This window comes from Pseudonocardia zijingensis (assembly GCF_042657305.1).
Lineage (GTDB): Bacteria > Actinomycetota > Actinomycetes > Mycobacteriales > Pseudonocardiaceae > Pseudonocardia > Pseudonocardia zijingensis.
In genome coordinates this window covers 100,702-118,574 of sequence record NZ_JBHSKO010000017.1, presented here as the reverse complement: position 1 = coordinate 118,574, position 17,873 = coordinate 100,702, and the positions used below count along the sequence as shown (strand labels likewise).

The following is a 17,873-nucleotide window of genomic DNA, read 5'->3' as shown; positions in this document are numbered from 1 at the left end:
ACCTGGTCAGGCGGCGCCGACGGTGCCGAAGCCCGCCCAGCGCGTCACCGCGTAGCCGTCGCCCTGCGCCTGCACCTCGGCCGCCCCGTGGCCCGGGAAGTGTGCCGGCACGATCAGCGTCGGCTCCCCGGCCGCCTCGGCGAGGATCCGGCGCCGGGTGGCGCGGGCGGCAGCGGCGTCCTCGCAGAAGCAACTGTTGGCGTCGGGCTCGGCGATCTGCACGGGGCTGTGCAGGATGTCGCCGACGAACAGGGCCCGGTCGCTCCCGGACCGCAGCCGCAGCACCGACGAGCCGGGCGTGTGGCCGGGCGCGGGTTCGAGCGTCAGGTTGCGGTCGATCGCGTACCGGTCCTCCCACAGCGTCACCAGCCCGGCCTGCACGACCGGTCGCACGCTGTCGCCGAACACGATGTGGCTGCCCCGGCGGCGCAGCCGGTCGGCATCGGTGACGGGCGCGGGCCTGCGGTGCTCGTTCACGGGTTCGAAGTAGTCGTGGTCGATCCGCGGCACGAGGTAGGTGGCGTTCGGGAACGTCGGCACCCACTCGCCGCCGTCCCAGCGGGTGTTCCAGCCGACGTGGTCGTAGTGCACGTGGGTGTTGACCACGACGTCGACGTCCTCAGGACGCACCCCGGCCCGGGCGAGGTTGTCCAGGAACGGGGTCTTCAGGTGGTCGAACGCCGGGACCTGCGGGCGGTCGCGGTCGTTGCCCGCACCGGTGTCGACGACGATCGTGCGCCCCTCGCTGCGCAGCACCCAGGTCTGGATCGCGCACCGGTAGGCGTCGTCGGCGGGGTCGCGGAACGCAGGCTTCAGCGCGGCGCGACCTTCCGGCGTGCTGTCGGGCACCATCTCGGCGACCGTCCGGATCGGTCCGGTCCACTCGATCACGCGGGTCACCGACACGTCCCCGAGCACGATCGTGTCCGCTCCGCTCACGAGCCGATCACCGCCAGCGGGCGGATCGGCGCACCCGTGGCACCGCGCACGTTCAGCGGCGCGCCCATGAACAGGAACTCGCCCGTGCCGCGCGCGGCCAGGCTGTCGGACAGGGTCTCCAGCGTCATCACCTCGATCAGGTTGATGCCCGCCTCGGCAAGCAGGATGCGGTGCACCGGCAGTGCGGCCAGGCCGCCACCGGCGGGGATGTGTTCGAGCGCGATCGTGTCGGCCCCGACGGCGGCCACGCCCCGCTCGGCGAGCCAGCGGGCCGCCTCCGCGTCCACGCCCGGGACGCCGTCGGTGCCGCCGAGGTACGCGGGCGGGTCGCCCCAGAGCTGCGACCACCCGGTGCGGACCAGCACCACGTCCCCGGCTCGCGGCTCGGGCGCGGCCTCCAGGTCCGCCACCCCCACCGGTTCCCCCGGGGCGAGCCGGGCCACGCCGCGGGAGCGCGGGACGTCCACCAGCACGCCGCGCCGCAGCAGCGGCGGCACCCCGTCGATGCCGTGCGTGCGGTAGCGGCCCGCGTCGACGGCGCCGGCCACCGGTACGCCGCCGTGCAGCAACCCGTCCACCGCGACGTGGCTCAGCGCGTCCATGTGGGTGCCGACGTGCCCGCCGAGGACCATCACCTCGTGCGAGCCGGTGATGCCGTCGGCGCGCACGACGTCGCCGTGGCGCTGCCGGAGCGCGAAGTCGAACGCCGGGTGGGTGGGTGAGGTGGGCATGCCCACCTCGAGGGGCTGGGCGAGGTCGACGACCTCGAGGTCGTCACGCAGCAGGTCGAGCGGGTTCACGCTCCCCACCTTCCCGCCCGGGGTGACGGCCATCGACCGCGAGGTCGGCGCCGCGCCCCTCGCGCAGCGTCAGCACGGTGGCGGCGGTGACGATCAGGAGCGCCACCACGTACGCGGTGAAGGCCGGGCGGCCCAGCGTGGTGCCGACCCAGGTCTGCAGGTAGGGCGCGGTTCCGCCGAACGCGGCGACGGCGATCGAGTACGGCACCGCGAGGCCGACGGCGCGGATGCGGGTCGGGAACATCTCGGCGTAGGCGGCCGGCAGGATCGCGATCCCGGCGCCGATGAACACCATGGCGATCGCCATCGCGATCCCGAGCTGCACCGCGTCGCGCACCATCGCCTGCAGCGGGAACAGCAGCGCCGCGGTGCCGAGAGAGCTGATCAGCAGGACGGGGCGCCGCCCGATCCGGTCCGACAGCGCTCCCCACGCCGGCTGGACGGCGATGAGCACCAGGCTGGCCAGCACCCCGGCCAGCAGCGCGGCGCTGGAGTCGATCCCCAGCTCGCTGATCGCGTAGGCGGGGGCTGAGATCACCCAGGAGTAGTAGACGACCGTGAACCCGACCGAGAGCCCGACGACCTGGGCCGCCTCGCGGCGGTGCCGCACGATCTCCGGCCAGATCCGTGGACGTACACCGGCAGCTGCCTCGCGGCTGAACGCCTCGGTCTCCTCCAGCGAGCGGCGGATCCACAGCGCGACCAGGCCGAGCACCCCGCCGATGACGAACGGGATCCGCCACCCGAAGTCGGCCATCTGCGCCGGCGTCAGGGTGAGCGAGAGGACCAGGCCGAGCAGAACGCCGATCGTGTTGCCGCCGACGCTGGCGATGTAGATGACGCTCGACCAGAGGCCCCGCCGTTCCGGTGGTGCGGCCTCCGCCAGGTACGTCTGGGCCGAGGGCAGCTCGCCGCCGGTGGCCAGCCCCTGCACGACGCGGGCCAGCACCAGCACGACGGACGCCCCGACCCCGATCGTCGCGTAGGTCGGCGAGATGCCGATCAGCAGGCTCGCCGCGGCCATGCCGCCGACGGTGAGCGCCATCATCGGGCGGCGGCCGACCCGGTCGGCGAGCCGCCCGACCACCAGGCCGCCGACCGGCCGGGCCACGAACCCCACGGCGAACACGGCGAGGCTCGACAGCACGGCCGAGACCTGGTCGCCCGGGGCGAAGAACTGCGTCGCGAAGAACGGCACGAAGATCGCGTAGATGCCCCAGTCGTACCACTCGAGGGCATGGCCGAAGCCGATGGCGAGCAGCGCGCGGCGGGCGCGACGTCGGGTGTCGGGAACTGGCGTCATCGCTGGTCCTCCGGATTCCGGGCGGGGCCGGGCGCTGCGGCCCGGCGCAGGGCGAGCTCGGCGTGCAGGGCGGCCCCGAGCGGGAGCACTGCCTCGTCGAACACGGCGTGGCCGCTGTGGTTGAAGGGCGCCTTCTCGGGGTCCGCGCCGCCCGGGAGGGCGCCGAGCGCGACGAACGCGCCGGGCACCTCGGCGAGCACCCGGGAGAAGTCCTCGGCGCCGGTGAACGGGTTCTGCAGCGGGCGCAGCCACTCCTCGCCCAGCGCCTCGCGGACCGTCTCGTCGACGAACGCCACATCGTCCGCGTCGTTCACCGTGGCCGGGCGCTCCCGGACGAACCGCGCGTCGACCTCGACGCCGTGCGCGGCCGCGATGCCGTCGAGCAGCCGCCGCGCCTGGTCGCCGACGCGGACCGCGGTGGCGTCGGAGAAGGTCCGCACGGTGGCCTCGAAGCTCGCCGAGGCCGGGATGATGTTGCGCCGCGTCCCCCCGTTCAGCACGGTCGTCGTGAGCACGACCGGGTCGAAGACGTCGGTGCGCAGCGTCTGCAGCGCCAGCACCATCTCGGCCACGGCCACGACCGGGTTGCGCGCCAGGTGCGGAGTGGAGGCGTGACCGCCCTCCCCGTGCACCGTCACCTCCAGCGCCGAGGACGAGGCGAGCATCGCGCCGCGGCGGGTGTGGAACTGCTGCGGGAGCGTGGAGAACACGTGCATTCCGTACGCGGCGGCCACCCGCGGGCCGGCCGCGTCGAGCACGCCCTCCCCGATCATCGTGCGGGCGCCCTCCCAGCCCTCCTCCCCCGGCTGGAACATCAGCACGACGTCGCCGGGCAGCTGGTCGCGTCGCGCGGCGAGCAGGTGCGCGGCGCCCAGCAGCATCGCGGTGTGCAGGTCGTGGCCGCAGGCGTGCATCACCCCGGGCACCGAGGACGCGTACGGCAGCCCCGTCCGCTCCTGCACCGGGATCGCGTCCATGTCGGCCCGCAGCAGCACGGGCGGGCCGTCCCCGCCCCCGCGCACCACGGCGGTGACCGAGGTGGCCGCCGTGCCCGTCGTGATCTCGACCGGCAGGCCCTCGAGCGCGGCGAGCACCGCCTCCTGCGTCCGCGGCAGCTGCAGCCCGACCTCCGGGTGGGCGTGCAGGTCGCGGCGCCACCTCGTGAGCTCTCCCGCCATCTCGCGGGCCTCGTCCAGGACCGACACGCCCACCTCCGTCTCGACGTCCGGCTTCACGTTCGGCGCAGTCTGCGCATCGGATACGCGACCCGGCCCGGAATCCATCGATTCGTGCAGCAAGATGGCTCTGGTGAGCAGATATGCGCACCCCGTCGACGCAGACGACATCGACGAGCACGACCTCGCGCTGCTGCACGCGCTCCAGATCGCGCCACGGGTCTCGTGGGCCGCGGCGGCCCGTGTCCTCGGCTCGAACCCCGCCACGCTCGCCGCCCGCTGGGACCGGCTGCGCGAGCGGGGGCTGGCCTGGGTCACCGCGCACCCGGGCGGCAGCTACCGGCACGTCACGCTCGCGCTGGTCGAGGTCGACTGCCTGCCCGGCGCCCGGCGCTCCGTCGTCGAGGCGGTGTGCCGCGACCCGCGGGCCGTCACGGTCGAGGAGTCCACCCGCGGCCGGGACCTGCTGCTCACGGTCATCACCCGGGACCTGGCCGCGTTGACCGCGTTCGTGCTCGACGACCTCGAGGCGCTGCCCGGCGTCGAACGCCAGCGCACCTACGTGGCCACCGCGATCCACCGGCACGGCACCCACTGGCGCCTCGACGCGCTCGACCCGGCGCAGGTCGACGCCCTGGAGGCGGAGCAGGCCCGGTCGACCCCCGCGAATCGGACGACGCCACCCGCGCAGGCGTGGCCCCTCATCGAGGGGCTGGCCGTGGACGGCCGGCGCACCGCGGCGGAGCTCGCGAGGGCGACGGGACGCAACACCGCCACCGTGCGCCGCCAGCTCGCCCGGCTCATCGGCTCCGACCTGCTGTCGTTCCGCTGCGAGCTCGCCGCCGAGGTGTCCGGCTGGTCGGTGAGCAGCACCTGGACCGCCCACGTCGAGCCCGCCGATCAGGAACGCACGATCGCGGCCCTGGCCACCCTCCCCGAGCTGCGGATGTGCCTGTCCATGACCGGCGACGCGAACATCGCGATGACCGTGTGGACCCGCTCCCTGCACGACATGCTGCGCATCGAGCGCCTCTTCGGCGAGCGGCTGCCCTGGATGCGGCTGCGCGACAACGCGGTCAACCTGCGCACCCCCAAGCGCATGGGCTGGATGCTGGACGAACGCGGGCGCGCGACCGGCGAGGTCGTGGTGCCCACCGCCCTCGCGGCGCGCTGAGCGCCACCGCGCACGCCCGATGCGGCTCGCGGCGACGCTTGCCTCGGTCGCAGATTATGGAATATATATAAACCATGATTGGCTCCGGCGTTCCTCGCGACGGTCTGACCGACCGCTCGTACGAGACCCTCCGCGACCGCATCCTCGACGGACGACTCGCACCCGCCGAGCGCCTGCAGATCGACCGTCTCAGCAAGGAGCTCGGGGTCAGCCACACGCCGGTACGCGAAGCACTGAACCGCCTCGTCTCCGAGAAGCTCGTGACGCTCGCGCCGTACAAGGGCTTCAGCGTCACCCCGCTCCTCGACGTCGAGAGCCTGCGCCTGCTGCTCGAGGCCCGTCGCGTCATCGAGCTCGGTGCACTGGAGCGCAGCGTCGTCCTCGCCACCAGCTCGGACCTGGAGGGGATCCGGCAGGTCCTGGCCAAGCTGGACGGGCTCGTGGCCGGGCCCGAGCTGGACATCGTCAGCTTCAACCAGCTCGACGCGGAGTTCCACCAGATGACGATCACGCCGTGCCGCAACCCGTACCTGGTCGGTTCCTACGACGACCTCCGGGTGCACCTGCAGATCGCGCGCTACTACCGGGGGCGCCCGGCCGCCGACTCCCAGCAGGCCCAGACCGAGCACCACGCGATCGTGGACGCGCTCGCGGCCGGTGATCGCGACACCCTCATCGCCGCAGCCTCCCGGCACATCGACACGGTCAGCGAGCGCCTGGCCGGCGAGGGTGCGGAGGTGCCGGCATGAGCACCGCTGCGGCGACCGTCGTCGACCTGCTGGAACAGGCCGGTGTCACACGCTTCTACACGGTTCCGGGCGAAAGCTTCCTGGAGCTGATGGACGAGGTCACCCGTCGCCCCGGGCTCGACCTGATCTCGACGAGGCACGAGTCGGGTGCCGCCTTCATGGCCGAGGCCGACGCCAAGGTCACCGGTCGTCCGGCCGTGGCCATGGCCACGCGCGCCGTGGGCGCGGCCAACCTGGCGATCGGGGTGCACACCGCGCGGCAGGACTCGACCCCAATGATCGCGCTGCTCGGGCAGGTGGAGACCGACCACCTGGGCAAGGAGGCCTTCCAGGAGGTCGACCTCCCCCGCTTCTACGACGAGATCACCGTTTTCGGCGCGACCGTGCACCGTGCGGACCGAGCGGCCGAGATCGTGGCCAGGGCGTTGCTGCGGAGCACGGGACCGCGTCCCGGACCATCCGTCGTCGCGTTCCCGGCCGACGTGTTGGCCGGCGAGGGCGTTCGGGCGCACCCGCCCACCCCCGCCACCGGACCGGCCGCCGCGGATGCCGACGTGGCGCAGACGTTCGACCTGCTCGCCGCCGCCGAGCGACCAGTCATGATCGTCGGTGAGGGAGCGCAGGACGCGCACCCGGAGCTCACCGAGCTGGCCGCGGCGGTCGGGCTCGGCGTGTACGCGGCCTTCCGCCGTCAGGACACCTTCCCGAACGACCACCCGAACTACCTCGGCCACCTGGCGCTCGGCACGACCGAGGACATCATCGGTCCGCTGCGCAATGCCGACGTCGTCCTCGTTCTGGGGAGCAGGCTCGACGAGGTCACCACGCAGACGTACACGCTCCCGGCGGCCGGCTCCGCCGTGGTCCAGGTCGACGCAGCGGCCGAGAACCTCGGGGCGGTCACGACCCCGCGGATCGCCGTCCACGCCTCCCCCGTCGCGTTCGCCCGAGCCCTCACCAGGCTGGCCGCGGAACGCGGCCACCGGCCGCGCTCCGCGTGGGAGCGGGCCCGCGTGACCTACGAGCGGTTCAGCACCCCGGATGACGTTCCGCCCGACGGGGAGGGCCTGCACCCGGCGACGGTCATGGCGACGCTTCGCGCGCACCTGCCCGGTGACACCATCGTGACCAACGACGCGGGCAACTTCTCGGTGTTCGGGCACCGCTACTGGCGCTTCAACCACCCCCGCACCCAGGTCGGCCCGGTTTCAGGCGCGATGGGGTACGCCGTCCCGGCCGCCGTGGCCGCCTCCCTCGCCGCGCCCACGCGCACCGTGCTCGGGCTGGCGGGCGACGGCGGGTTCCTCATGACCGGACAGGAGCTCGAGACGGCCGCCCGGTGCGGCGCCGAGCCGCTGGTCGTGGTCTTCCAGAACCAGCTGTACGGGACGATCGCCATGCACCAGGCACGGTCGACCGGACGCCCCACGGCCGTCGACATCGGCCCGGTCGACCTCGGCGCGTTCGCCCGTTCCCTCGGGGCCACCGCCCGCACCGTCGACGACCCCGGCGAGCTGGACGACGCAGTGCGCGAGCTGCTCACCGTCCGGGGGCCCCGGGTGCTGGTCGCCCGCACCGCCCGCGACGTGCTGACGCCGTCGGCCACCCTCAGTGGCCTGCTCGGAGGCCGCCCGTGAGCGAGTTCGCGAGCGAACCACGGGCGCAGAGCACCATCGCCCGCATCGAATCGATCCCGGTGGCCGACCCGCTCGACGTGGCCGACCGGTACGGGTCGTCGCGCGGCCTGGTGCCCGGCCGGGCCGCCGTCCTGGTCCGCCTCGAGACCAGCGACGGCGTCGTCGGCTGGGGGGAAGCCTGGGGCGGCTCACCCGCGGCCAGGACGCTCGTCGACGAGCTCGGCGAGAGGTTGGTCGGCACCCCGCTGCGGCCCTCGTCGAACTGGCTGACCGGGCTCCTGCAGCAGTCGTACCACTACTCGTCGTCCGGCCTGCACGTCGTCGCCGCCAGTGCCCTGGACATCGCGATGTGGGACGCGTTCGCCCGTACACTCTCCCGACCCGTGCACGAGCTGATGGGCGGCCCCACCCGCGACCGGATCAGCACCTACGCCTCCACCGGCTACGTCACGATCGACAACGACCTCGGCCGGTTCCGCAGCGTGCTGCAGGAGTCGGCCGACGAGGGATACCCCGGCGTCAAGATCAAGATCGGGCTCGGCGTGGCCAGCGACGAGGAACGCACCCGGATCGCCCGCGAGACGTTCGGTCCCGGCGCCGCGCTGTTCGTCGACTTCAACGGCAACTACACGGCCGACCAGGCGATCCGGTCCCTCGAAGCGGTCCGCGTGCACGGCCTCGGATGGGCCGAGGAACCGGTCACCCCGGACGACCACGAGGGCCTGCGGCTGCTGCGCCGCAGCGGGGTGCCGCTCGCCGCGGGCGAGGCCGTCTACACCCGGTTCGGGTTCCGGGACCTGATCGCCGGCCGCCTGATCGACGTCGCCCAGCCCGATGTCACCAAGTGCGGCGGCATCAGCGAGGCACGCGTGATCGCCCACCTGGCACAGACCTGGAACGTCCGCTTCTCGCCCCACGTCTGGGGCGGCGCGATCTCGCAGGCCGCGACCGTGCAGCTGCTGGCAGGCGTGCCGACCTACCCCCACACCGACCACCAGCCCGAACCCCTCTGGTTCGAGATGGACCGCGGCACCAACGCGCTTCGCGACGAGCTCGCGGCCGAGCCGCTGGGCCGGGACGGCACCGACCTCCTCGTCCCCCGGACGCCGGGTCTCGGCATCGAGATCGACGAGAAGGCACTCGCGCGTCTGCGGAGCGACCGGTGACCGGGCGGCGGCTGGCCGTCGTCGGCGGCAACGGCTTCATCGGGCAGGAGGTGGTCCGCCAGGCCGTCTGCGCGGGCTGGGAGGTCTTGAGCATCGACCCGGCGGCCCCGCGCCGCCCGGCTGTGCTGCCGTCCGTCCGGCACGCTGCCCTCGGCATCACCGACGAGGAGGCGCTCACCGCAGCCCTCACGGACTTCGCCCCGCACGCCGCGGTCAACCTCGCCGCGTACGGCGAGGGCACCGACGGCCTCGCCGGCGGTGCCGGGAGCAACCCGGCTCGTGCCGTCGACGTCAACGTGCGAGGTACGGCCGTGCTGCTGCGGGCCCTGCAGCGGTCCGGTTGCCGGCACCTGTCGTGGTCGAGCAGCAGCACCGTGTACGGCCCGCGGGCCGACTACGGGCACGTCGAGGTCGTCGAGGACGTCATCGTGGCGCCGCAGCTCGTGTACGGGGCCACCAAGGTCGGCGCCGAGCAGATCGCCCGGGTGCTGGCCCCCGGGTACGGGATCCGCGCCGTCGGCGTGCGGCTGCCGCTGGTCTACGGCAGCGGCCGGTGGTACGGCGGGAGCCAGCGCGACCTCGTGACGTTCGCGGAGCGCGTCGCGGCGGGTGAGCCCGCCCACCTGCGGGCGTGGACCGACGCCGCGGACTGGATGCACGTCGACGACGCCGCCCGCTGCCTGCTCGAGTGCGCGGCGAACCCTGCGGCCACCGCGCCGGTCTACAACGCCACCGGCCACCGGTCGAGCCTGTTCGCGCTCGGCACCGCCCTCGTGGCTGCTACGGGAGCAACCGCCACCGCACACGTGGAGGCGGCCTCGGACGGCGCCCCGGACCTCCCCTTCATGGACACCACCCGGATTCGCACCGACATCGGGTTCGCGCCCCGCTTCGCGGACCCCGCCTCCGGTGCCCGCCGGTACCTCGACCCCTCGCAGGAGGACATCGCATGACGGATCTGCCCAGCGCACGGCTGGAGGAACTCGGGCTCGTGCTCCCCGAGCCCGCCGTGCCGAGCTTCGACTACGTGCCCGTCACCGACAACGCCGGCGTCCTGTACGTCAGCGGCCAGCTGCCCAAGCAGGACGGAACGGTCCGGATCACCGGGACGCTCGGCGCCGACCTCGGCATCGAGGAGGCCCAGGAGGCCGCCCGCGTCTGCGTGCTGCAGGGCATCGCCTGCGCCGCCGCGCACGTCGGGAGCGTCGATGCGCTGGAACGGATTCTTCGGGTCACCGGGTTCGTCGCGAGCACCCCCGACTTCCACGACCAACCCCGGGTGATCGATGCGGCGAGCGAGCTGCTCGGCCGCATCTTCGGCGAGAAGGGCCGCCACGCCCGCTCCGCCGTCGGGGTGGCGGCGCTCCCGCGCCGAGCACCTGTCGAGATCGAGCTCATCCTGACCGCGCGCACCCCGGAGGCACATCCATGAGGTTCCCCAGGGCGACCGTCGTCGCCACCGTCGCCGTGCTCGTCACGACCCTGGCCGGTTGCGGCTTCCTCACCGGCAACTCGGCCCAGCAGAACTCCGACGGGTCCTGCGCCCCGCAGGACCTGCGACTGGCGACGATCCGGGCCGAGGGTGATCCGGCGACGCTGGCCGCCCAGCGGTTCGCCGACCACATCGCGGAGGCCACGGACCAGCGGATCACGGTGCGGGTGTTCCCGAACAGCCAGCTCGGTGACGTCAACGGCATCTTCGCCGGGTTGAGCTCGGGCCAGGGCGTCGACATGTTCTACGAGGGCATCACGATCTACCCGACGCTGTCCGGGGCGAACGCGTTCACCGTCGTCAGCGTCCCGTTCATGTGGGACAGCTACGAGCAGCTCCTCGGCGTCCTGCGGTCCCCCGAGTTCACCGAGCTCTTCGAGCAGGCCGCCGAGCAGACGGGCGTGCGGGTCATCGCGGTCGAGGGTGACGCGGAGCCCCGGGCGCTGTCGGCGAACCGCCCGATCGCCACACCTGCGGACATGCAGGGGCTCAAGCTGCGGATCGCCGAGGCTCCGATGCCCCAGGCATTCGCCCGGGCGCTGGGAGCGAACCCCCAGGTCGTGCCGCTGTCCGACCTGTACCTGGCGTTGCGCCAGGGCGTGGTCGACGCCCAGGAGAACGGCGCGATCACGATGATCAACCAGAGCCTGAACGAGGTGCAGGGCTACTACATGCCCACGAACTACATCCGCGACGCCCGGTCCTGGTACGTCAACGACGCGTGGTGGGGCGGCCTGTGCGCCGAGGACCAGGAGACGATCACCCGGTTGGCGACCGAGGCCGGGCAGCTGGACACGGCCGAGGTCGAGAAGCAGCTGGTGGCGGCCGAGGAGCAGCTGAGGTCCGAGATCACCGTGGTCGAGCCGGACGTCGAGGCGTTCCGCGCGGCGCTGGAGGGCCAGTTCGACCAGTTCGACGGCCAGCTGTGGCCCGCAGGCGTGCTGGACACCGCGCGCAAGCTCCGGGACCAGCAACAATGAGGATCCTCACGCTGGCGGAGCCGGGGGCGTCGTCGCGGCTCAGCGGCCCGATCGGGCGGGTCACGCAGTGGGTCTCCGCAGCCCTCTTCATCGCACTGCTGGTCCTCAACCTGCTGCAGGTCGGCCTGCGGGCCGCAGGCGGCGGCTTCGTCTGGGTGACGGACCTGAGCCAGGTGATGCTGCTGTGGATGGTCATGACCGGTGTCGTCGCCGCCTACTGCGCGGGCGAGCATATCGTGACCGGCTACCTCGACACCAAGCTCAGCGGCCGCCCGCAGGTCGTGCTCCTCCTCGGTCTCCGGGTCCTGGAGGTGCTGTTCTTCCTCGTCCTGGTCATCGCCGGGTACACGGTCACCACCGTGCGGGCGGCCATCCCGTACGTCCAGCTCGGCATCTCCACGGGATGGACCTACGCGGCCATCCCGGTGGCCGGGCTGCTGCTGCTCGCGGCGGCCGTGTCCAGGCCGCTGAGCCTGCCGAGCGCGGAAGTCCCCCTCGACGACCTGCCGGAAGGACGCCCGTGAGCAGCATCCACGACCTGACGACCACCGAGTTCGCCGGCCTGTCCCCGCGCCCCGTCCTCGCCCTGATCCCGGTCGGCGCCACCGAGCAGCACGGGCCCAACCTGGCCATGGGCGTCGACTGGCGGATCGCCCAGGCGATCGCCACGAAGGTGGCGGCCGCGCTGGCGCCCACCGTCGTCGCGACCCCGCCCCTGCCGTTCGGGCTGTCCGCGCACCACATGGACTTCCCGGGGACGATCAGCATCGGCGCCGACGCGTTCCGGGCGGTACTGACCGACGTCGCGCGCAGTCTGGCGGTCCACGGCATCACCAAGGTGGTGTTCGTGAACGGGCACCGCGGGAACGAGAACGTCCTCGGCGTGCTGATCACCGAGCTGGCTCACCAGCACGGGATCGAGGCCGCGTCGACGTTCTGGATGACCCAGGCCTCTGACGTCATCGCGCGGCACCGCGCGACGGAACGCTGGGGACATGCCTGCGAGATCGAGACCGCGGTCGCCATGGCCCTGACGGAGGACCTCGTGCGCCCGGACGCTCTGGAAGCCGGTGACCTCATCGAGGACTACGGAGTGCTCGAGGACAACTACCAACCCTTCGCGGCCGGCGTCGTCCGCTCGTTCGCCTCCCGGACCCGCAACGGCGTCTTCGGGGACGCCACCCGGGCGACGTCCGAGTCCGGCACCGAGATCAGCGCGGTCGCGATCGAACGGACCACCGACTTCGTCCGGGACTTCGCCCGGCGGCCGAGCCGGCTCACCGATCGGGGCGGCCCGTGGACGTCCTGATCCTCTTCGGGGCCCTGTTCGCCTTCATGGCGCTCGGCCTGTCGGTCTGGGTGTCGATGGGGGCCGCGGCGCTGGTGGCGCTGGCCGTACTCGGGCTCGGGGACGCCACCGACCTCCCGACCGCGATGGCCGACGGCGTCGGCAACTTCGAGCTCCTCGCCATCCCCTTCTTCATCCTCACCGGCGAGCTGCTGAACCGCGCGGGCCTCACCGACCGGATGGTCGCGCTGCTCATGTACTTCCTCGGTCGGTTCCGCGGAGGGCTGGCCTACGCGACCGTCGGCGCCAACGTCGGGATCTCCGGTGTCTCCGGCAGCGCGCCCGCCGACGCCGCCGCCGTCTCGTCGGTCATGCTCCCGGCGATGCGCAAGGAGGGCTACGACGCCTCCTACGCCGCGGCGATCAACGCCAGCGCACCCGTCATCGGGCCGGTGTCCCCGCCGAGCATCCCGATGATCTTCGTCGCGCTTGTCACACACCTCTCGGTCGGCAAGCTCTTCCTCGGTGGGGTCGTCCCCGCCCTGCTCCTCGCGGCGTCCATGGTCGTGGTGATCATGTGGCAGGGTCGGCGCGGAGGGAAGCTCCCCGAGGCCCGCCCGGACGCCTACACCGCGGTCTCCCCGCTGTCGCTCCTCGGCAGGGCGCTCCCGGCGCTGCTGGCGCCGCTGTTCCTCGTCGTCGGCATCATCACGGGTTTCGCGACGGTCACCGAGATCTCCATCCTCGCCGCCACCTACGTGCTGTTCCTCGGGCTGGTCGTCTACCGCACGATCACGCCCTCGGACCTGTTCCCGCTGTTCCGCCGCAGCGCCGTGAACAGCGCGACGATCATGGTCCTGTTCGCGGTTGTGGGGACCTTCTCCTACGTGCTCACCGTCGGTGGGCTGAGCGAGAACGTCACCGGGCTGGTCGAGACGCTCGATGTCGGCCCGGTCGCGTTTCTGCTGCTGGCGATGTTGTTCTTCCTGATCGTCGGTATGCCGATGGACGCCGTACCGGCCATCCTGATCTTCCTGCCGATCCTGCTGCCGGTGGCCGAGGACCTCGGGATCGACCCGATCCACTTCGGGGTGCTCGTCGTGGTCAACCTGATGATGGGGCTGTTGACCTGGCCGGTCGGCGCCCTGCTGTACGTGGTCACGAAGACGAGCGGGGTTCCGTTCGGCCGGCTCAGCGTCGCCGTCCTGCCGTTCTTCGGCGCGATGCTGGTGGTCCTGCTCCTGCTCGCCCTGGTGCCGGGGCTGGTGACCTGGCTACCCGGCATCCTGCTCGGTCCGTGACGGGCCTGTGAAAGTCGGCGCCCCGGCCCACCGCGCGTGCAGTGGACCGGGGCGCCGTCGGATCGAGCGGGTTACCGCAGGTCGAAGCGGTCCAGGTTCATCACCTTGTCCCAGGCCCCGACGAAGTCGTGGACGAACCGCTCCTTCGCGTCGTCGGCCGAGTACACCTCCGCGATGCCGCGCAGGATCGAGTTCGACCCGAAGACCAGGTCGGCCGCGGTGGCGGTGCGCACCACGTTGCCGCTGCCGTCACGGCCTTCGTAGACGCCCTCCTCGTCGCGCGAGGTGCTCCACTCGACCCCGAGGTCGAGCAGGTTGCGGAAGAAGTCCTGCGAGAGGACGCCCGGGCGGTCGGTGAAGACGCCGTGCTGCACGCCACCGGTGTTCGCCCCGAGCACGCGCAGGCCACCGACCAGGAGCGTCATCTCCTTGGCCGTGAGCTCGAGCATGTAGGCGCGGTCGACGAGCAGCCGCTCCGGCTCGGCCTTACCGTCCGGGGAGATCCAGTTGCGGAACCCGTCGGCCTGGGGCTCGAGGTAGGCGAACGTGTCGACGTCCGTCTGCTCCTGCGAGGCGTCGGTGCGGCCGGGGCTGAACGGCACGGTGACGGTCACACCGCCGTCCGCGGCGGCCTTCTCCACCGCGGCGCAGCCGCCCAGGACGATCGTGTCGGCGAGCGAGACGGGCTTGCCGAACGCCTGCCGGACCCCGTCCAGCGTGGCGATGACCTCCTGCGTGCCTGCGTTGACCGGCCAGCTCGCCTGCGGCTCGAGACGCAGGCGGGCGCCGTTCGCGCCGCCGCGCTTGTCGGTGCCGCGGTAGGAGGCGGCCGAGGACCACGCGGTGTGCACGAGCTGCGGGACCGTCAGGCCCGAGGCGAGGATCTGCTTCTTGAGCTCGGCCGCGTCGGCGTCCGAGATCAGCTCGTGCTCGACCGGCGGGAGCGGGTCCTGCCAGAGCTGGACCTCCTGCGGCACCCACGGCCCGATGTAGCGCGACACCGGGCCCATGTCGCGGTGCAGCAGCTTGAACCAGGCCCGGCGGTACGCGTCCGCGAACTCGTCGGGGTTGTCCCGGAACCGCTCGGCGATCTTGCGGTACTCCGGGTCGGTGATCAGCGCGAGGTCGCTCGTCAGCATCATCGGGGGATTCTTCTTGCCCTCGACGTGCGCGTCGTCGACGAGCTCCTGCCCCTCGGGCTGCTTCGGCTTCCACTGCTTGGCGCCGGCGGGGCTCTCGGTGAGCTCCCACTCCCAGCCGAACAGCGTGTCCCAGTAGCCGTTGTCCCACGTGGTGGGGCTCGGCGTCCAGGCACCTTCGAGGCCGCTGGTGAAGGCGTACTCGCCCTTGCCGGTGCCGTTCTGGTTCGTCCAGCCGAGGCCGCCGACGGAGTGCACCGGGCAGGCCTCCGGCTCGGGGCCGACCAGGTTCGGGTCGCCGTTGCCGTGCGCCTTCCCGAAGGTGTGGCCGCCTGCGATGAGGGCGACGGTCTCCTCGTCGCTCATCGCCATCCGGCCGAAGGTGACGCGGATGTCGTGGGCGGAGGCCAGCGGGTCCGGCTTGCCCTTCGGGCCCTCCGGGTTGACGTAGATCAGACCCATGGTGACGGCGCCGAGAGCGCCCTCGAGCTCGAGCGGCGTGTCCTCGCCGTGGTAGCGCTCGTCGCCGAGCCAGGTGTCCTCCGGACCCCAGAAGACCTCCTCGGGCTGCCACACGTCCTCGCGGCCGAAGGCGAAGCCGAAGGTCTCGAGGCCCATGTCCTCGTGGGCCACGTTGCCGGCCAGCACGAGCAGGTCCGCCCAGGACAGGCTGCGGCCGTACTTCTGCTTGATCGGCAGGAGCAGGCGGCGGGCCTTGTCGAGGCTGGCGTTGTCCGGCCAGCTGTTGAGCGGGGCGAAGCGCTGGGCGCCGTCACCGGCACCGCCGCGCCCGTCGACCTGGCGGTAGGTGCCTGCGGCGTGCCACGACAGGCGGATGAACAGCGGGCCGTAGTGGCCCCAGTCGGCGGGCCACCAGTCCTGCGAGGAGCGCATGAGCTCGACGAGATCGGCCTTGACCGCGTCGAAGTCCAGCTGGGAGACGGCCTTGCGGTAGTCGAAGTCCGCGCCGAGCGGGTCGGAGTCGGGGGAGGTCTTGTTCAGGACCGCCAGGTCGACCTGGTTCGGCCACCAGTCGCGGTTGGTGCGCGGACGGCCGCTCGTGTGCGGAGTGGGACTCGGGATGCCCGGGTTCTCGCTCTCGCTGGTGCTCGCGGTGGTGTCGGTGCCCTGGGGGCTCAGGGACTCGTCACGGGGCTTCGGGTCGGTCACTGCGGGGTTCTCGCTCTCTGGGGGCACGCTGGGTCCTTCCTGGTTCTGGCTGCTCGTTCTCACTGCGGCGGTGGTGGGGGCACGGACTGGCATGCGGGGCAGAGACCCCAGTACACGACCTCGGCCTCGTCGATCGCGAAGCCGGCGTCGTCGGACGCCGTCAGGCACGGTGGCTCACCGACGGCGCAGTCGACGTCGCGCACCGTCCCGCAGGAGCGGCACACGAGGTGGTGGTGGTTGTCGCCGACGCGCGCCTCGTACCGGGCGACCGAGCCCGCCGGCTGGATGCGGCGGACCAGACCGGCATCGGTCAGGGCGCGCAGGACGTCGTAGACGGCCTGGTGCGACACCGACCCGAGCCGCGCCCGGGTCGCCGCGAGCAGAGTCTCTGTGTCGGCGTGCGGGTGCTCGTGCACCGCCGTCAACACGGCTTTGCGGGGCGCGGTGACCCGCAACGCGGCGTCGCGCAGGAGACGCTCGGCATGCGGGGTGTTCTGCACGCCGCCCACCCCAACACAAAGACTGGACTCGTTCCACTCGGGGCGAGCGCGCGTCCGGTGGACGCGGGGCTTTGTCAGCTCGCCGACCGCGCGGCGTCCCGGAGCGCGGCGAGCTCGCCGAGCCGGACGCGGACCATCTCCGTCACGGCGCGCACGGCGGGCGAGGGCTGGCGTCCCGCGCGGGTGACGGCCACGAGCTGCCGCTCCAGTGCCGGCGCGAACGGCACCGCGTCGAGAACCGCAGCCTCCAGGTCGTCCCGGACGAACACGTACGGCAGCACCGAGTGGTACTCCCCCCGTACGACCAGGTCCCGGACCATGTGGATGGAGTCCGTGCGGGACCGGATGTCGTCGCAGACCTCGCCCAGCCCCACCCGCGCGCGCACGAGGTCGCGGAAGCCGGGCGTCAGGACCAGCCGGATGGGGTGCAGATCGCCCGGGGTGACGTGGTCACCGACATCGGCGAGCGTGCCCGGCCGCGCGACGAGCAGCATCTCGTCGGAACCGACCACGGCGAACGACAGGTGTGCGTTGGCGTGCCCGGGCTGGTGGGTGAAGACGCCGAGGTCCAGCCTGCCCTCCTCGACCCACTCCGCGAGGAACATCGGCAGGGCCTCGACGATCTCGATGCGGGCCTGCGGGTGCTCGTCGGCGAACCTGCCCTCGAGGTGGCGGGCCAGCGCCGGGACGAGCGACGGGGAGAGGCCCACCCGCACGGTCCCCGCCAGCGAGGCGGCGGCCTCCCGCACGGCCGAGGTGATGTCGTCCACGTAGCTGAGCAGGGTCTGCGCCATCTCGTCGAGGCGGGCGCCCGCCGCCGTCGGGCGGACACCGCCGGGGAGCCGGACGAGCAGCTCCACGCCCAGCTCCCGCTCGAGCGCCTGGATCTGCTTGCTGAGGGCGGGCTGCCCGACGTACAGCTTGCGGGCCGCGCGGCTGAAGCTGCCCTCGCGCACGATCGTGGTGAAGTACTGGATCTGCCGGATGTCCACCTGGCCACCCCGTTCCCGGCCGCTCGGCCGCGAGGGTGTGCCCGGGGGAGCTGTCACGGCTGAACCTC

At 72.6% G+C, this 17,873-nt stretch carries 17 protein-coding genes; 10 read left to right on the top strand and 7 right to left on the bottom strand.

Annotation, left to right across the window (positions count from 1 at the left end; genetic code table 11):
- Positions 1-6: 6 nt before the first annotated feature.
- From ACFPL3_RS27890 to ACFPL3_RS27875, 4 genes are read right to left on the bottom strand one after another with little or no spacing between them, the layout of a single operon-like run.
- A complete protein-coding gene (locus ACFPL3_RS27890) occupies positions 7-939 on the bottom strand; it encodes an MBL fold metallo-hydrolase (protein ID WP_343937574.1) in 933 nt (310 codons plus the stop codon).
- Positions 936-1,739 carry a cyclase family protein gene (locus ACFPL3_RS27885; RefSeq protein ID WP_343937571.1) on the bottom strand — a complete coding sequence of 268 codons (804 nt, stop codon included), beginning with the start codon at positions 1,737-1,739 and terminating at the stop codon, positions 936-938. Before ACFPL3_RS27885 ends, ACFPL3_RS27890 begins: the two co-directional genes overlap by 4 nt.
- Positions 1,714-3,042 (bottom strand): MFS transporter, encoded by a 1,329-nt coding sequence (locus ACFPL3_RS27880; protein WP_343937569.1) that lies wholly within the window; start codon positions 3,040-3,042, stop codon positions 1,714-1,716. The genes ACFPL3_RS27885 and ACFPL3_RS27880 overlap by 26 nt, the downstream gene beginning before the upstream one ends.
- Positions 3,039-4,247 carry a M20 metallopeptidase family protein gene (locus tag ACFPL3_RS27875; protein ID WP_343937679.1) on the bottom strand — a complete coding sequence of 403 codons (1,209 nt, stop codon included), beginning with the start codon at positions 4,245-4,247 and terminating at the stop codon, positions 3,039-3,041. Before ACFPL3_RS27875 ends, ACFPL3_RS27880 begins: the two co-directional genes overlap by 4 nt.
- Before the next feature lie 103 nt (positions 4,248-4,350).
- Here ACFPL3_RS27875 and ACFPL3_RS27870 point away from each other — a divergent pair, with 103 nt between their 5' ends.
- The 10 genes from ACFPL3_RS27870 to ACFPL3_RS27825 all read left to right on the top strand — a co-directional run bounded on the left by ACFPL3_RS27870 (position 4,351) and on the right by ACFPL3_RS27825 (position 14,004).
- Positions 4,351-5,391, top strand: coding sequence for an Lrp/AsnC family transcriptional regulator (locus ACFPL3_RS27870; protein ID WP_343937567.1), 1,041 nt, complete (start codon positions 4,351-4,353; stop codon positions 5,389-5,391).
- A gap of 74 nt (positions 5,392-5,465) precedes the next feature.
- Positions 5,466-6,140: a GntR family transcriptional regulator gene (locus tag ACFPL3_RS27865; protein ID WP_343937565.1), complete on the top strand. Its 675-nt coding sequence runs from the start codon at positions 5,466-5,468 to the stop codon at positions 6,138-6,140.
- Positions 6,137-7,777, top strand: coding sequence for a thiamine pyrophosphate-dependent enzyme (locus ACFPL3_RS27860; RefSeq protein ID WP_343937563.1), 1,641 nt, complete (start codon positions 6,137-6,139; stop codon positions 7,775-7,777). The genes ACFPL3_RS27865 and ACFPL3_RS27860 overlap by 4 nt, the downstream gene beginning before the upstream one ends.
- The gene (locus ACFPL3_RS27855) at positions 7,774-8,943 is read left to right on the top strand and encodes a mandelate racemase/muconate lactonizing enzyme family protein (protein WP_343937561.1); all 1,170 of its coding nucleotides are present in this window, start codon (positions 7,774-7,776) and stop codon (positions 8,941-8,943) included. Before ACFPL3_RS27860 ends, ACFPL3_RS27855 begins: the two co-directional genes overlap by 4 nt.
- Entirely contained in the window at positions 8,940-9,896 is a 957-nt protein-coding gene (locus ACFPL3_RS27850) for an NAD-dependent epimerase/dehydratase family protein (protein ID WP_343937559.1), read from the top strand. Before ACFPL3_RS27855 ends, ACFPL3_RS27850 begins: the two co-directional genes overlap by 4 nt.
- On the top strand, positions 9,893-10,375 hold the full coding sequence (locus tag ACFPL3_RS27845) for a RidA family protein (RefSeq protein WP_343937557.1): 483 nt from the start codon (positions 9,893-9,895) through the stop codon (positions 10,373-10,375). The genes ACFPL3_RS27850 and ACFPL3_RS27845 overlap by 4 nt, the downstream gene beginning before the upstream one ends.
- The gene (locus ACFPL3_RS27840; protein WP_343937555.1) at positions 10,372-11,415 is read left to right on the top strand and encodes a TRAP transporter substrate-binding protein; all 1,044 of its coding nucleotides are present in this window, start codon (positions 10,372-10,374) and stop codon (positions 11,413-11,415) included. The genes ACFPL3_RS27845 and ACFPL3_RS27840 overlap by 4 nt, the downstream gene beginning before the upstream one ends.
- Positions 11,412-11,939 (top strand): TRAP transporter small permease, encoded by a 528-nt coding sequence (locus ACFPL3_RS27835; protein ID WP_343937553.1) that lies wholly within the window; start codon positions 11,412-11,414, stop codon positions 11,937-11,939. Before ACFPL3_RS27840 ends, ACFPL3_RS27835 begins: the two co-directional genes overlap by 4 nt.
- The gene (locus tag ACFPL3_RS27830; RefSeq protein ID WP_343937551.1) at positions 11,936-12,724 is read left to right on the top strand and encodes a creatininase family protein; all 789 of its coding nucleotides are present in this window, start codon (positions 11,936-11,938) and stop codon (positions 12,722-12,724) included. The genes ACFPL3_RS27835 and ACFPL3_RS27830 overlap by 4 nt, the downstream gene beginning before the upstream one ends.
- Complete coding sequence (locus tag ACFPL3_RS27825; protein ID WP_343937549.1) at positions 12,712-14,004, top strand: TRAP transporter large permease; 1,293 nt, start codon at positions 12,712-12,714, stop codon at positions 14,002-14,004. Before ACFPL3_RS27830 ends, ACFPL3_RS27825 begins: the two co-directional genes overlap by 13 nt.
- Positions 14,005-14,075: 71 nt before the next feature.
- Here the strand turns inward: ACFPL3_RS27825 and katG are convergent, their stop codons facing one another.
- From katG to ACFPL3_RS27810, 3 genes are all read right to left on the bottom strand, one after another.
- On the bottom strand, positions 14,076-16,313 hold the full coding sequence (gene katG / locus ACFPL3_RS27820) for a catalase/peroxidase HPI (RefSeq protein ID WP_379589732.1): 2,238 nt from the start codon (positions 16,311-16,313) through the stop codon (positions 14,076-14,078).
- Between the two features lie 59 nt (positions 16,314-16,372).
- Positions 16,373-16,813: a Fur family transcriptional regulator gene (locus tag ACFPL3_RS27815; protein WP_343937547.1), complete on the bottom strand. Its 441-nt coding sequence runs from the start codon at positions 16,811-16,813 to the stop codon at positions 16,373-16,375.
- 74 nt (positions 16,814-16,887) lie between these two features.
- Positions 16,888-17,862: a LysR family transcriptional regulator gene (locus ACFPL3_RS27810; RefSeq protein ID WP_343937545.1), complete on the bottom strand. Its 975-nt coding sequence runs from the start codon at positions 17,860-17,862 to the stop codon at positions 16,888-16,890.
- Between the last annotated feature and the right edge of the window lie 11 nt (positions 17,863-17,873).

Coding starts and splice junctions, on each gene's coding strand:
- ACFPL3_RS27880 (WP_343937569.1), bottom strand. CDS start 3,042: ATGACGCCAGTTCCCGACACCCGACGTCGCGCCCGCCGCGCGCTGCTC.
- ACFPL3_RS27865 (WP_343937565.1), top strand. CDS start 5,466: ATGATTGGCTCCGGCGTTCCTCGCGACGGTCTGACCGACCGCTCGTAC.
- ACFPL3_RS27860 (WP_343937563.1), top strand. CDS start 6,137: ATGAGCACCGCTGCGGCGACCGTCGTCGACCTGCTGGAACAGGCCGGT.
- ACFPL3_RS27845 (WP_343937557.1), top strand. CDS start 9,893: ATGACGGATCTGCCCAGCGCACGGCTGGAGGAACTCGGGCTCGTGCTC.
- ACFPL3_RS27840 (WP_343937555.1), top strand. CDS start 10,372: ATGAGGTTCCCCAGGGCGACCGTCGTCGCCACCGTCGCCGTGCTCGTC.
- ACFPL3_RS27835 (WP_343937553.1), top strand. CDS start 11,412: ATGAGGATCCTCACGCTGGCGGAGCCGGGGGCGTCGTCGCGGCTCAGC.